The organism is Bradyrhizobium sp. 197, from assembly GCF_023073375.1.
GTDB lineage: Bacteria > Pseudomonadota > Alphaproteobacteria > Rhizobiales > Xanthobacteraceae > Bradyrhizobium.
In genome coordinates this window covers 61,923-75,410 of the sequence record NZ_JADPJJ010000048.1, presented here as the reverse complement: position 1 = coordinate 75,410, position 13,488 = coordinate 61,923, and the positions used below count along the sequence as shown (strand labels likewise).

Here is a 13,488-nt window from a genome sequence, read left to right as displayed (position 1 = left end):
ATCTTCGCCCATTGGGCGTCAGTCAAAACGAATCGGTCCATCCCAAGCTTGAATCACAACCAAGCCCCGATGAGAATCCTGAATCCCAACAGACCCTAGTGAAGCCGCAAGGGCGCGCGATGTCCGTTGCGGGTCACAAGCGCCTCTGGGCTCCACGCCGCACGACCTCGCTCGACTCCCCACTCCAGACCTGCCGCTGCACTGCGCCAACCGACGCGATAGACCAATAGCGAAGTGGTCACCGGGATGATTCCATTGAATCTTATCCTGCTCGCTGCAGCGGCGGTCGTTCCCACTTGCCTTCCACCGCTGCTTCTTTCGGCCAATAGAGGCGCATGATCATGGAGAACGGCCCCCTGGGGGCAGGCAGCCAGTTGGCTTCCTTTTCCTTACCCGGGGTTTCGTTCTGGATGATCAGCGTCAGCCCGCCGTCGGCATCGCGCTTGAGCTGCGGCAGCATCGGTGAATTGATCAGATAGCGGTCGATTGGGTTGGCCACCAGCAGACTCTGCGGCTCATCATACATGGTCAGCGACCAGAACGCATTGACGGGCGGCAACTGGCCCGGCGCAAAGCGCATGGTGTAACGGCTGGTGCCGTCCAACTTCTGCTTCGTCGCATCCACGTAATAGGCGGGATACATCGCCTCCTGCTTCGAATTGCCGTAGATGCCGAGCACGGCGGCACCCATCCGGTAGAGGTAGTTGTTCTTCAGAAACTGCCGCGTGCCGAAGACGTCGCCGGAGGCCAGCTTTCTCTCTTCAAAATCTTTCTTCAGGCCGGCGAAGGCAACCCAGGCATCGGCCATCCCCTGCTCGATGGCCGTCTTCATCTCGGGCGAGAGCTTGCTCGCGTCGAAGGTCTTGCCCGCGCCGACGCCGATCCTGGCGAAGCGCGCCATCAGCGCTTTCTCGGATGGGACCGTTGGGCAGAATTGCAGGACGAAGTTCAGGATGTTGAAGAACTGGAGTGAGGTCTTCTCCTCTGCAGGTGTCAGCGGTTTGATGAAATCAACGGCCGGGGCGGCGATGGGTGCAGGCTGGCCGAGAAACGCGGATAGCGGCTGTACCTTGTAGCCGGCCTGGACCTTCTTCACATTGTCGATGTCCTCAGGGTTGAAGAGCTGCGTGCGATAGGTGGGGATCGCCAATTCCGTCTCGCAACGAAACACTTTCTTGATGCCCTTCGGCGTTGCGCCTTTCCAGCTGGGCCCAGCGAGCAGGAAGCTGCCGCCTCCGTTGCCGGTCGCGCGTGTGCCGATGTAGTCGAAGTTGAAGGTGTAGTAATCGATCAGCTGGACGCTGAAATAGCGCTCCTTTTCGATCGCCGGCACCGTGAGCACGAGAGGTTCGGAGCGCAGGTCCGCGCCGATGAATGAGTAAGGCGTATCCGAGTTGGGTGTCTGAATCGCCTTGTCCGCGGGTGTAAAGACACGCGCGCTGTTCCATATCTGGTTAAAGGGCCCCTTGTATTCCGGGTTCGTCTTATCCATCCAATATGCATGCTGGATGCGGTAATTGTCCACGATCGGGAAGCCGTAGATATAAGCCTCCTTCGCAATGGCGCGGGCTTCTGCCGGACTGATGCCGGCCTGGGCGCGGGCTGCCGAGGAATGGAGTGCAGGGAGGACAGCAATCCCGCCGACAAAGCCTCTGCGTGTGATGCTCTTCATGTCTAAACCTCTCCGCTTCGTTCGAGTCGAACTGCCATGTCAGGTACGAATCTATGAGACCTTCTTGATGTCGGGCGGTTGCCATGCGCCTGTGCCCGGCGGCAGGATCGAGGGTGCTTCGGTCTTCGGCCAATAGAGCCGCATGACGAGGTAGATGTCCCCGTTCGGTGCAGGCAACCAATTGGATTCTTTGTCGGCGCCCGGTGATTTGTTCTGAATGTAGAGCGTCAACGAGCCGTCGGCGTTCATCTTCATGCCCGGCAGCATCGGCGAATTGATCAGGTAGCGGTTGATCGGGTTTTCGATCAGCAACTGCGTCTTGCCGTCGTACATGGTGACAGACCAAAAGGCGTCCACCGGCGGGAATTGTCCGGCAGGAAAAGTGAGGGTGTATTGGTGCTTCGAGCCGTCGAGGACCTCGCCATCAGCAAGCGTCTTCGCCATTGGATAAACGGCCTCGACCGCGTCGTTGCCATAGATGCCGCCCTTGGCTGCGGCAGCACGCTTCAGCCAATCGCCATGGTAGAACTGTCGGTCCCCGAACAATGATCCGATTTTCCATCCATTGACGTCTTTCTGTCCGCTGGCCAGATACTTTTCAACCTTCTCTTCGCCGTCTTTCATCCCCAGCCCGATTTCAAGCTTGTGCGTGATCGGAAGATTCTTGAATTCGAAGGTCTTGCCTGCACCGACGCCAATGCGCGCAAGCTTGGCGCGAATTTCCTTTTCCTCTGGTCCGGCTGGCGCGAACTGCAAGGCGAAGTCGAGATACTCGAAGAAGTTCTTCTTCACTAACTCCGCATTGGCCTTGGGAAAGTCGATCGCGGGCGCAGCGGGCGGTGCCGGCTGGTTGAGATAGGCCGACAAGGGTTGCGCCTTGTAGCCGGCCTGGACCTTCTCAACGTTCGGCATGTCTGCAGCATTGAAAAGTTGCGTGCGGTAGGCAACGGCCGAAAACTGCGTTGAGGACTGGAAGACCTTTTTGATGCCGGGCGGCGTGGCGCCCTGCCAATCGGGACCGACAACCATATAGTCACCGGCCTCGCTGCCGGTTGCGCGGCTACCGACATATCCGTAATTGAACGTATTGCCGTCGCACAGCATCACCGAATAATAGCGGCTCTTCTCGACAGCCGGCACTGAGAGAACGATCGGTTCGGCACGCAGATCGGTCCACAAGATCGAATACGGCGTATCGCTATTGGGGGTTATGACGGCCGTGTCTTTGTAGGTGAAGACCCTCGCCTCGTTATTGATCTGATTGAACGGCGCCTTGAATTGTCCCGAGTTCCTGTCCACCGCATACTCGTCCATCACCGCGTAGTTCATGACGATGGGCAGCCCGTAGATGAAACCTTCCTCGGCGATGGCCTTTGCCTCACGGATATCCGGCCATTGCGCCTGTGCAACTTTGGGCGACAATGCACATATCGATCCCAATAAAGCAGCGGCCAGCGCTCTCGCTCGAATAGTCATGTGAATCTCCCATACCGACGCGCACGCAAAAATAGTGCAGCGATGATCATTCTCGGAATAGCTTTGGCGGTCTATGCGAAAACGGCAACTTGCCGCAAGGCATTGTGGTTGCTGGATTAAAACGTGAACTGAAAAGCACTTTCCCAATACTGCCCCGCAAATTCGTTCTGAAAAGGCCGCTTTGGGTCAATCGCGTCGGTTCGCCCCTGCGGCGATGACTTCCGGTCTGACTGGGCAAGCGGACAAGGTCAGATCGGACCGGCACGTCTCGAACGGGCCCACTTGCAAACCTCGCCGTGAGTGGCACGTCAGGCCGCTTTATCCCCGCAAGCGGACATCCCGGATCTTTGAGTAACCGTCCTAGGCCCTTCTCATCAGCTTGAGCGAGGCCGCGAGGCGCAGGCTGCGCTTGCCGGCGAGCGCGATGCCTTCGAGCTCGCCGCTGTCCGCCGTGCAGGTCCCGGAGAAGCCGATCCCGACCTCGTAGCCGCCGAACACGGGGTTTTCGCCTTTCGCCGGCGTATGCTCCTGGTTGAGCATCTCGCCCTTCCAGCGGCCGTCCGCCGAGGAATAGGAGCCGAGATAGTAGAAGAACGCATCTCCGCCCAGGATGCGGCCGTCGATCAGCAGCATGACACCGGAGAGTCCGGCATCGACACCGTCGAGCGCGCGCAGGCCGATGCCGTAGAGCCCGTTGGCGATGCCACCCGCTCCGATCGTGCCGCGTGGCGGCAGCGCTCCATCGTCGAGCCGCGTCAGATTGGCCCAGAAATGCCCCCCCGGCATGGTGTCCGCGCTGCCCGCGAGACGAATCTGGTCGCCGATTAATCGCCCGCGTGCGCCGATCGAGGCGACGTCCGCGCCCATCAGCGGCTTGTGGTGAGGATCGTCGTTATGCCGTTCGGTGATCACTTCGGCTACGATCTCGCCGTTGTCGCGCTCCTGATACGTTCCAAGGTGCGCGAACGCCGAATTGCCGCCCAGCATCTTGCCGTCATGCAAGCACATGATGCTGCGGCCGAACGCATCGTGGATGCCGTATTCAACCTTGTAAAGTCCGTCCAGCAACGCAATTGACCTGTAAAATAAAAGGGAATAGCGGCTAACTAGCACCGCCGCCGCACCAAGGCCATCCGGCTTTTCCGCGCAGGGCCATTCGCGGAGCCACGCTTGCCATGATGCCATCATGCCCCTGTTTTGCCCGACGGAGCAAGTTGCTTTCGCTAAATCCGCAATGAGCGATTTCACCCAAAAGGGTGATTTCAGCAGCCAAGTGATTTCAACGACTTGGCTACTGTGCATGGGGTTGTTTTTCGACTTTTTTGTTGCGGCCGGCGCTGGACGGCCCTCCTCATGCGTCAGTGACGCTTGAAATACTGCACCTCGCGCTCGTGCTTTTCGGCCGCAGCTCTGCTTCTGAATGTGCCGAGGTTGCGGCGCTTGCCGGTCTTGGGATTCACCTTGCGTGAATAGAGGCGGTATTCGCCGGATGCCAGTTTGCGGATCATAGTTGCACTCCGTTCTGTCTCGCCATCAACAGTGTACGGACGAGCCAGGTTCCGTCACGCTTGCCTGCCAACGGCCGAAAGACCGCTTCCCTCCGGCGACGCTCAGAAGCACAGCGTGGTGACGAGCTTGCCCTGCTTGTCCTTGATCGCATAGGGACAGCGCAGCCGCTCCAGCGCCTGCTTGGCATCCTCGTCGCCGAGCGCTGCGGCGCGCTCGTAATAGGATTTCGCGGCGTCCTTGTCCTTTGGCCCGCCGCGGCCTTCCTGCGCGAAGGCGCCCATCCGCTCCAGCGCGCCGGGATGATTTTGCGCCGCCGCTTTCTCGAACAGCGCGCGCGCCGCGGCGTCGTCCTTCGCACCGCCTGTGCCTTCGGAGAGCATCACACCGAGCTGGTACTGCGCCTCCGCATTGGTCTCGGCCGCCTTGCCGAGCAATGCGCGCGCCTGCGCGGGATCGGCCGGGGCGGCGCCGCCGGTGCCGCCGAGCGCGGCGAGATTGCTGACGCCGCGGGGATTGCCGGCCTGCGCCGCCTTCTCGAACAATTTGCGCGCCTGCGCTTCATCCCTGGCGACACCGGAGCCGGTGCCGTAGGCCACACCGAGCTCGACCATTGCCGCACTCGATCCCTTGTCGGCGGCCTTGCGCCAGGCAGCCATCGCTTCGGCCGTCTGCCGGTTGGCCGCATAGGCGCGGCCGAGCGCGAACATCGCGCGCCACGATGACGACGCGGCCTGCTTGCAGAACTTGATCGCGGTCGCGACGTCGGAAGCTGCAATCTCCGTCACGCCTCTCATATCGGTCGGCTTGTCGGGATCGCCGGGATCGGCGGCGACCCGGTCGCACAGGACGAGATCGGCCGATTGCGCATGCGCCGACACCGGCACCGCAAGCGTGAGGAGGATGACAACGAGGAAGATCCGCATGGACACTATGCTGGGTCCCCGCCCCGGCAAGTTCAAGGCTCGAGTCCCGATTGGCGCAGCACGGGGACGACCTCGGGCGACGCCAGGTAACGCAGCAGCCGGTCCGCTGCGTCGGCTTGCTTTGCGCTCGCCATGCGGCCGGCGGAGAACACGGCCGGCGTTTGCAGGTCGTGCGGGATCGGGCCGATCACCTCGATGCCTTCGACCTGCTTCAGCTCGCTGATCTGCTGCACGGCGAGGTCTGCTTCGCCGCTCGCGAGCCGCTCCGCGGTAAAGCCTTGCTCGACGATAGCAGCCTTGGCGTTGATCTCTGCCGCGATCCCCATCCGCACGATCAATTGCGCGAAATAAACCCCGCTCGCACCCAGCCGCGAATAGGCGACGGACCGCGCCGCGAGCAGCGTCTTGCGCAATGCGGCTTCGCTGGAGATGTCGGGATGCACTTGCCCTGCCCGCACCGCGATGCCGACGAAGGAGCGCGCCAGGTCGGCCGCGCTTTCGGCGACCACGCGGCCCTCGCCGATCATCTCGTCGAGCCCCTCACGGGTGAGGATCACGAGGTCGGCGGCCTCGCCGTCGCGCAGCCGCTTCAGCAAGGCCAGGGTCGGCGCGAAGTCGGCATCGACATGGATGCCTGTCGCGTCTTCGAAGGCGGAGGACAGGCTGCGCATCGCGCCCATCAGGCCGAGCGTCGAGAGCATGCGAATGTTTTCCATGAGCGATTCCTGTAGCGATCAGGCGCGGTGCATCAGCTTGAGGGCGGCGGTCAGGCGCAGGCTGCGCTTGCCGGCGAGCGCCGTCGCCTCCAGCACCGCCTGCTCAGCGTCATAGGTGCCGGAGAAGCCGATGCCGACCTCGTGGCCGCCGAAGATCGGATCGTCCTTGGCCGGCGTGTGCTCCTGATTGAGGATCTGGCCCTTCCAGCGCCCGTTGGCGGCGGTGTAGCTGCCGAGATAGTAGAACGAGGCATCGCCGCCGAGGATGCGGCCCTTGTTGAGCAGCATCACGCCGGTGAGACCGCCGTCGACGCCGTCGAGCATGCGCAGATGCATCGAGTAGAGCCCGTCGGCGATGCCGGCCTCGCCGACGCCGCCGGCGATCGGCACCTCGTCTTCGGTGATCGGCGTCATCAACGACTGGAAGGGCACGCCGGGCAGCTCTTTCATCTCGCCCTTGAAACGATAGAGATCGCCGTCGGCCCAACCCTTGGCCAGCAAGGTCGCGTCGTCGGTCCCCGCCATGGCGCGGTAGCTCGGGTCGGGGTTGTGGCGAACGGTGCTGATCACGACCTCGACGCCGCCTTCGGTCTTCGCGTAGGTGCCGATATGGGCGAACGCCGAATTGCCGCCCAGCATCTTGCCATTGCTGGCATGCATTACACTTCGGCCGACCCCGTCGCCGAGCTGAAATCTCACCTTGTAGAAGCCTTCAAACACCAGCCGTCCCCGGCCCTGCGTGCATCCAGACGCACTCTATCCCGCTTTCGGCGGCGATGGACAAGTTTCGCGCGATCGAGGTCGGAGGGGCCTCCGCAAGGCTGTCATCAGAATGCAAAAATCCGCCGGAGTCTTTCGACTCCGGCGGATCAAAGTCCAACCCGGGCCAGTCCCCCAGCCCGGGCCGGGAGGATCTTAGGCCGCGGCCTTCTTGTCGGCCGGCACGGACGCGATCGTCTTCAGGATCTGCGAAGCGATCTGGTATGGGTCGCCTTGCGAGTTCGGACGGCGGTCTTCCAGATAGCCCTTGTAGCCGTTGTTGGCGAAGGAGTGCGGAACGCGGATCGAGGCACCGCGATCGGCAATGCCGTAGCTGAACTTGTTCCACGGCGCGGTCTCGTGCTTGCCGGTCAGACGCTTGTCGTTGTCCGGGCCGTAGACGGCGATATGGTCCATGATGTTCTTGTCGAAGGCCGCCATCAGCGCCTCGAAGTACTCCTTGCCGCCGACCGTACGCATATACTCGGTGGAGAAGTTGGCGTGCATGCCGGAGCCGTTCCAGTCGGTGTCGCCGAGCGGCTTGCAGTGGAATTCGATGTCGATGCCGTAGCTCTCGGTGAGACGCAGCAACAGGTAGCGAGCCATCCACATTTCGTCAGCGGCCTTCTTGGAGCCCTTGCCGAAGATCTGGAATTCCCACTGGCCCTTCGCAACTTCCGCGTTGATGCCTTCGTGATTGATGCCTGCCGCGAGGCAGAGGTTGAGATGCTCTTCGACGATCTTGCGCGCGACGCCGCCGACGTTCGCGTAGCCGACGCCGGTGTAGTACGGACCCTGCGGCGCGGGATAGCCCGAGGCCGGGAAGCCGAGCGGACGGCCGTCCTTGTAGAAGAAGTATTCCTGCTCGAAGCCAAACCAGGCGCCGGAATCGTCGAGAATGGTCGCGCGCTTGTTGGTGGAGTGCGGGGTCTTGCCATCGGGCATCATGACTTCGCACATCACGAGCGCGCCGTTCTCACGCGCGGCGTCGGGATACACGGCGACCGGCTTCAGCACGCAATCGGAGCTGTGGCCCTCGGCCTGCTGGGTGGAGGAGCCATCGAAGCCCCAGAGCGGAAGCTGCTCGAGCGTGGGGAACGACGAAAATTCCTTGATCTGAGTTTTGCCGCGCAAGTTCGGAGTCGGCGAATATCCGTCGAGCCAGATGTACTCGAGCTTGTACTTGGTCATTGAGCCTCTCTGTAGATGATGCGAAAGGTGGGGGCCGTAGGCCCCCGCACGATTGTTTACCCGGCCACCATCGGCCGACCCTTCACAAGCATTTAACGTGCCAAAAGGCCGCAGTGCGGGAGGTTTTCCACCGCTACCGGCCTGCCCTCGCTCGAGGCAGATCGACCACCGCGGCGTGCGTCATAGCGGCGCACCTTTGCGTGAAGCTGCACCGCAAAAATCCCGCTGAAAACGCCTGATTCTGGAGCAGGCGAACGCGTGCCGGAGGTTGCCGATGAAACGCGCATCAGCGTCCAGCAATTTTCGCAAAGGCGCTGGCCCCGGCCCGCAACCTTTGGAATGGCCAACGCGTTGGTCACGGCCATGGTGCCTTGGGGGATGCAGAAGGCTTCTTGCCTACAAAATGGGCTGCAACTGATTTCCTTTTCAGCACTTTGCATTTGAGGATGCGCGGCCGATATGGGGAATCCAGTAACCACAATCGAACGAGTCGGGCGCACCATGGAGGCGATCGCCTGGGCCGGAGGAGAAATCGAAATGATGAACAATGGTCTGAGTCACGGATCTGCAACGATCTACCAATTCCCTGTCGGGGGCCGCGCGGCGCTCGCAGGACGCCGCTACGGTGAAACCGGCCTTGCCGATCACGTCTCTCTCCCCGTGAACGAGACGATCTGCAGCGGCAGCTGGTATCATCAGGACGCGATCGACGAAGCCAAGCCGAAATGGGATCGCTAATGCCTGTGGTCGGTTTGTTATCGCCGCGCTCTCTTGGGCGACCGGCGGCAGTTTGAAAAAGGGTCGAAACAACGATGTTTTGGCCCTTTTTGATTCCTGCGGGATTGCCGCCGTTCAGATCCCCGCACAAGCCGTGACCGGCCGCTTCAGATGCCTGACGGTGGTGCTCCCGGTCTTGCCGATCACAAGCGTGATCCCCGCCCCCGAATAGCGCGCGCCGGAAACCGTCAGCCGCTTGGCGAGCGTGACCGGCTCGCCGTCGATCTGGAGGAAGGCGCGCTTGTCCTCGTCATAAAACCCAACGATGAACTGCGTACCATCGGCGCAGCGATAGCTCCGGAACGTCTGCGCATCGGCCTGCCGTGCACCGATAATTCCGCCCGCCAGCATGGCGACCGCCAAAAGAATGGCCTTGTGCCGGCCCATGATCGCCCCCTGTAATAGATCTCAAGGACGCCCGTCGCGCGTCCATGGAACCATAACCCAAGCTGATCTCATGCAAGACTCCTCTTTACAAGACTCCTCTTTACAAGTTGCTCCCGCTCGCCACCTCGCCCTGCAAGGCGCCAGCAATTTTCGCGACCTCGGCGGCTATCCGACCGCAGATGGCCGTACCACGCGCTGGCGGCACATCTTCCGCTCCAACCATCTCGGCCAGCTCACCGTCGCGGATATCGAGATCGTCCGTGCGCTCGGCGTGCGCAGCGCGTTCGACTTTCGTGGTGTCGAGGAGCGGACGGCGGACGTCTGTGTGGTGAACGAGATCGCCGTGCATTCACTGCCGATCGAACCGACGGTCGTGGCCGCATTGCGCGCCGAGCTCGCCCGGGGCTCGCTGACCGCGCCGGTCGCGCTCGAACTCATGCGCGAATCCTATCGCAATTATGTCCGCCACAACACGGCCAGTTTCCGCAACCTGTTCGGTCATCTCCTGGAGGACCGCGCCCCGCTCATCATTCACTGCACCGCCGGCAAGGATCGCACCGGCTTTGCCAGCGCGCTCATCCTGCATGCGCTCGGCGTCGCCGACGAGGTCATTGCCGAGGACTACCTGCTGACCAACCAGCACTACAAGCGCGATGCGACGGCCGCCACCGATCTGCCCGAGGACGTCCGCAACGCCATCGGTAACGTCGATGCCTCGTATCTTGCCGCGGCTTTCGAAGCCATCGGCAAGGAATATGGCGATCTCGAAACCTACTTGCGCGACGGCCTCAAGCTCGGCACGCCGGAGCGGACCGCGCTGAAGGCGCGTTATCTGCAATCGTAAGCGCCGTAAATCTCAATCGGCCGCGCCGGGAGAACGACGATGCAAGGCAAGGTTCTGATCGTGACCGGAGCACTCGGCGCACTTGGAAAAGTCGTCGCCGAGGCCGCGCAGTCGCGCGGCGCGCGCGTCGCCGGCATCGACCATGCGCCATCGCAAATCTCCGCGACGCCTGAACGCATCGAGATCGGCGGCGTCGATCTGTCCGACGCGGCGCAGGCGAAGACGGCGGTCGATGCGGCCGCGAAGCACTTCGGCAAGCTCGATGGGTTGATCAACATCGCCGGCGGATTCGCGTTCGAGACCATCGGCGACGGCGACATCAAGACATGGCAGCGCATGCATGCGCTCAACGTGCTGACGGCGCTCAACGCCTCGCACGCGGCGCTGCCGCATCTGGCCGCCTCCAATGCCGGTCGCATCGTCAATATCGGCGCCATGGGCGCGCTTCAGGCCGGCTCGGGCATGGGCCCCTATGCGGCGTCGAAAGCCGGCGTCCATCGCCTCACCGAGGCGCTTGCGAGCGAGTGGAAAGGCAAGGTCACGGTGAACGCAGTGCTCCCTTCGATCATCGACACTAAGGCCAACCGCGCCGACATGCCGAAAGCGGACTTCGCCAAGTGGGTGACGCCCCAGGAGCTCGCGGAGGTCATCCTGTTCCTCGCCGGCGATGCCGCAAGCGGCGTCACCGGCGCGCTGATCCCGGTGGGCGGGCGGGTTTAGTCGCATACCGGCTTGATTGTCTCTGCCCCTGCTCCGATTCAATCGGGACCAGGAAAGCTCTACACTGCCCGCAACTGATTCTCCGATCGGACGTGCCGTGGAAACCACGCTCTATCTGCCTGTCAAACGCTTCCTCGAAGAGCTGGGCTTCACGGTCAAGGGCGAGATCGTCGGCTGCGATCTCGTGGGCCTCAGCGCCGGCGATCCGCCTGTCGTAGTGATCGGCGAGCTCAAGCTCGCCTTCAATCTCGAGCTGATTCTTCAGGCGGTCGACCGCGCACCCGCCGGCGACGAGGTCTGGATCGCCGCAAAGATGTCAGCGCGCGGCAAGGGACGCGAGACTGACGCGCGCTATCGCAATCTCTGCCGCCGTCTCGGCTTCGGTATGCTCGGAGTGACCGACCGCGGCCAGGTCGAGGTGCTGGTGAAGCCGCCGACGGCAGCTCCGCGCCGCGAGCCGAAGGTCCGTTCGCGCCTGGTCGCAGAGCATCAGCGCCGCCAGGGCGATCCTGTGCTGGGCGGCAGCACCCGCGCGCCGATCATGACGGCCTATCGGCAGCAGGCTCTCGCCTGCGCCTCGGAGCTTGCGGCCGGCCCGCGGCGCGTGGTCGAATTGCGCCAACGCTGTCCCGATGCCGGCAAGATCATGCTTAACAATGTGTATGGCTGGTTCGAACGCACGGAGCGGGGAATCTACGGGCTGACCGAGGCCGGACGCGCGGCGCTGAAGCGCTGGCCGCAACAGCGGGCTGAGGTTGTTGAGGGTGTCGCGTCACCGCCCTGACACCCAACCGGTGCATAGCTGAGCTGCCACATGAAATTCATATTGCAATGCAACATGGACGGCACTAGGTATCCCGGCATCGAAACGAGGCCGTTATGAACACAGACTGGAATACCAAATATGGCACGCGGCGCGTGCGCCACGATCCGCCGACCCTGGACGAGGCGATCTTCGCCGCCGTCGGCATCACTGACGATCAGGAGCAGCAGGCCGAGATCGCCGCAGCCCTGATGGGCATGCCGCTCGATGTCGTCCAGGCCGAGGTCAAGAAGCAGGTTCGCACCAACAGCCGCATCACCTCGACCCGCGTGATCGCCGGCGAACAGGGCGCCCAGCGCTCGGTGGTGGTCGAACGCCGCGTCGTGCGCCGCTTCGGCAACGACAAGCGCACCGGCACCTGAGCGCTCAGTTCTCTGTTTCCAATACGAAAGCGGACCAGTTTTGCCGGTCCGCTTTTTTGATTCCAGTCGGCTGTTTCAGGTCAGGCGGCGCGATTGCCATAGATGCTGGAGATGATCTTCCAGCAGGTCGAGTTGAAGCTGAGCAGAGCGCGGCCGGCCGTGAATGGCGAGGCGGCGAGATCGGCGAGTTCGTCCTCAGGTGCCCTGGCGAGATCGATCGTCCCGGTCGATTCGCCATAGCGGAATTGCAGATCCGCCCCGAACTTCCTGGCAAGCGCCCGCATCGCGTGATTCTCGGCGCCCGTGGTGATGCGCAGGCGCTTGTAGCCTTTCCAGCGCGCTTCCGCGATCAGGCGGCTGAACAGCACGGTGCCGACGTTCTGGCGCCGCGCTGAGGCCTCCACGCTGAAGGCGACCTCGGGCAGTGAATCGTCCTCAGGCGGATGCAGCTCGGCTGCACCGCGGACCACGCCGTCGACGATGTAGGCGACGATCACAGTGCCGTCCTCGGCACAGCGGGCGGCATAACGCTCGATAAAACTGTCGTCGAGAAAACCGTTGAAACGGTCGTGCCGGCTTCCGGCATCGAGCCTCAGCAGGTGATCGCGCAAAAGCGGCAATTCTTCCTGTTGGCTCAAGGTCCGCACATAGCCCTGAACGGACTTCGTGCGGTTAGTTTCTTCAAGTGCGAAATCTGCTTCGAGTGACAAGTCTAAACTCCTCTTGGTGTCCCTCGAGGAGGCGTTCGAATCCCTAGACCTCCAATATTGTGCATCGCAACAAATTTTTCAAGACGAGAACCTGCCCAAGTTTCGGGCATCGGAAACGACTAATTCGTTAACAAAATCAACCCGCCGTATTCATACGAGGACCAGCTGGGTCTGGGTCACCACCGCGACCAGCTTGCCGTCCTCGGTCTCCAGCCGGGTGGTCCAGACCTGGGTCCGCCGGCCCCGGTGGATCGGGGTAGCGGTCGCGACGACCGTGGTTCCCTCCTTGGCCCCGCCGATGAAATTGGTCTTGCTCTCGAGCGTGGTCGTACCCTTGGCGTCCTCCGGCAGGTTGATCACGGTCGCCGCAGCGCCAACGGAATCGGCCAGCGCCATCACTGCGCCGCCGTGGATGGTGTGGTGGAGGGTGCAGAGATCCGGCCTGACCATCATCCGCGCCACCACGCGATCTTTCCCGGCCTCGACGAACTCGACGCCCTTAAGCTCGGCGAACGGCATCTTCATCGCTTTAAGTTTCTCGAGCGGCGTCATCGGATCTCCTCCCAATTCATTGTTGCCTCAGCGTGAATTGCTTCGCGCGGCAAAGCAATGACGTCCG

Annotated in this window: 17 protein-coding genes; 5 read left to right on the top strand and 12 right to left on the bottom strand. The window is 62.3% G+C overall.

Annotation, left to right across the window (positions count from 1 at the left end; translation table 11 throughout):
• Positions 1-262 precede the first annotated feature (262 nt).
• The 9 genes from IVB27_RS10900 to IVB27_RS10860 form a co-directional block, all read right to left on the bottom strand.
• Positions 263-1,672, bottom strand: a complete 1,410-nt coding sequence (locus IVB27_RS10900) for a DUF1254 domain-containing protein (RefSeq protein WP_247443505.1) — start codon at positions 1,670-1,672, stop codon at positions 263-265.
• Between the two features lie 51 nt (positions 1,673-1,723).
• The gene (locus IVB27_RS10895) at positions 1,724-3,148 is read right to left on the bottom strand and encodes a DUF1254 domain-containing protein (protein ID WP_247443504.1); all 1,425 of its coding nucleotides are present in this window, start codon (positions 3,146-3,148) and stop codon (positions 1,724-1,726) included.
• Between the two features lie 360 nt (positions 3,149-3,508).
• Positions 3,509-4,216 carry a hypothetical protein gene (locus tag IVB27_RS10890; protein WP_247443503.1) on the bottom strand — a complete coding sequence of 236 codons (708 nt, stop codon included), beginning with the start codon at positions 4,214-4,216 and terminating at the stop codon, positions 3,509-3,511.
• Positions 4,217-4,506: 290 nt separating this feature from the next.
• Entirely contained in the window at positions 4,507-4,656 is a 150-nt protein-coding gene (locus IVB27_RS10885) for a hypothetical protein (protein WP_007591825.1), read from the bottom strand.
• A 102-nt stretch (positions 4,657-4,758) separates the two neighbouring features.
• Complete coding sequence (locus tag IVB27_RS10880) at positions 4,759-5,580, bottom strand: tetratricopeptide repeat protein (protein ID WP_247443501.1); 822 nt, start codon at positions 5,578-5,580, stop codon at positions 4,759-4,761.
• A 32-nt stretch (positions 5,581-5,612) separates the two neighbouring features.
• Complete coding sequence (locus IVB27_RS10875) at positions 5,613-6,296, bottom strand: substrate-binding domain-containing protein (protein WP_247443496.1); 684 nt, start codon at positions 6,294-6,296, stop codon at positions 5,613-5,615.
• 18 nt (positions 6,297-6,314) lie between these two features.
• The gene (locus IVB27_RS10870) at positions 6,315-7,016 is read right to left on the bottom strand and encodes a GrlR family regulatory protein (protein WP_247443495.1); all 702 of its coding nucleotides are present in this window, start codon (positions 7,014-7,016) and stop codon (positions 6,315-6,317) included.
• A gap of 195 nt (positions 7,017-7,211) precedes the next feature.
• Positions 7,212-8,246 (bottom strand): glutamine synthetase beta-grasp domain-containing protein, encoded by a 1,035-nt coding sequence (locus tag IVB27_RS10865; RefSeq protein ID WP_247443494.1) that lies wholly within the window; start codon positions 8,244-8,246, stop codon positions 7,212-7,214.
• Positions 8,247-8,338: 92 nt separating this feature from the next.
• Positions 8,339-8,749 carry a hypothetical protein gene (locus IVB27_RS10860; protein WP_247443493.1) on the bottom strand — a complete coding sequence of 137 codons (411 nt, stop codon included), beginning with the start codon at positions 8,747-8,749 and terminating at the stop codon, positions 8,339-8,341.
• Positions 8,750-8,783: 34 nt separating this feature from the next.
• Here IVB27_RS10860 and IVB27_RS10855 point away from each other — a divergent pair, with 34 nt between their 5' ends.
• On the top strand, positions 8,784-8,984 hold the full coding sequence (locus IVB27_RS10855; protein WP_247346789.1) for a DUF2735 domain-containing protein: 201 nt from the start codon (positions 8,784-8,786) through the stop codon (positions 8,982-8,984).
• A gap of 114 nt (positions 8,985-9,098) precedes the next feature.
• On the opposite strand, the gene IVB27_RS10850 is transcribed toward IVB27_RS10855, so the two are convergent.
• Positions 9,099-9,410, bottom strand: coding sequence for an MliC family protein (locus IVB27_RS10850; RefSeq protein WP_247443492.1), 312 nt, complete (start codon positions 9,408-9,410; stop codon positions 9,099-9,101).
• A gap of 70 nt (positions 9,411-9,480) precedes the next feature.
• On the opposite strand from IVB27_RS10850, the gene IVB27_RS10845 reads away from it, so the two are divergent.
• The 4 genes from IVB27_RS10845 to IVB27_RS10830 all read left to right on the top strand — a co-directional run bounded on the left by IVB27_RS10845 (position 9,481) and on the right by IVB27_RS10830 (position 12,159).
• Positions 9,481-10,254, top strand: coding sequence for a tyrosine-protein phosphatase (locus tag IVB27_RS10845; RefSeq protein ID WP_247443491.1), 774 nt, complete (start codon positions 9,481-9,483; stop codon positions 10,252-10,254).
• Between the two features lie 39 nt (positions 10,255-10,293).
• Positions 10,294-10,974: an SDR family oxidoreductase gene (locus IVB27_RS10840; RefSeq protein WP_247443490.1), complete on the top strand. Its 681-nt coding sequence runs from the start codon at positions 10,294-10,296 to the stop codon at positions 10,972-10,974.
• 97 nt (positions 10,975-11,071) lie between these two features.
• Complete coding sequence (locus tag IVB27_RS10835; RefSeq protein WP_247346547.1) at positions 11,072-11,758, top strand: DUF2161 domain-containing phosphodiesterase; 687 nt, start codon at positions 11,072-11,074, stop codon at positions 11,756-11,758.
• 95 nt (positions 11,759-11,853) lie between these two features.
• Entirely contained in the window at positions 11,854-12,159 is a 306-nt protein-coding gene (locus tag IVB27_RS10830) for a hypothetical protein (protein ID WP_247346545.1), read from the top strand.
• 80 nt (positions 12,160-12,239) lie between these two features.
• Here IVB27_RS10830 and IVB27_RS10825 read toward each other — a convergent pair whose 3' ends face one another.
• Both IVB27_RS10825 and IVB27_RS10820 read right to left on the bottom strand, forming a co-directional pair.
• Complete coding sequence (locus IVB27_RS10825) at positions 12,240-12,869, bottom strand: GNAT family N-acetyltransferase (RefSeq protein WP_247443489.1); 630 nt, start codon at positions 12,867-12,869, stop codon at positions 12,240-12,242.
• A 150-nt stretch (positions 12,870-13,019) separates the two neighbouring features.
• Positions 13,020-13,421 carry a PaaI family thioesterase gene (locus tag IVB27_RS10820; RefSeq protein ID WP_247346541.1) on the bottom strand — a complete coding sequence of 134 codons (402 nt, stop codon included), beginning with the start codon at positions 13,419-13,421 and terminating at the stop codon, positions 13,020-13,022.
• Positions 13,422-13,488 lie beyond the last annotated feature (67 nt).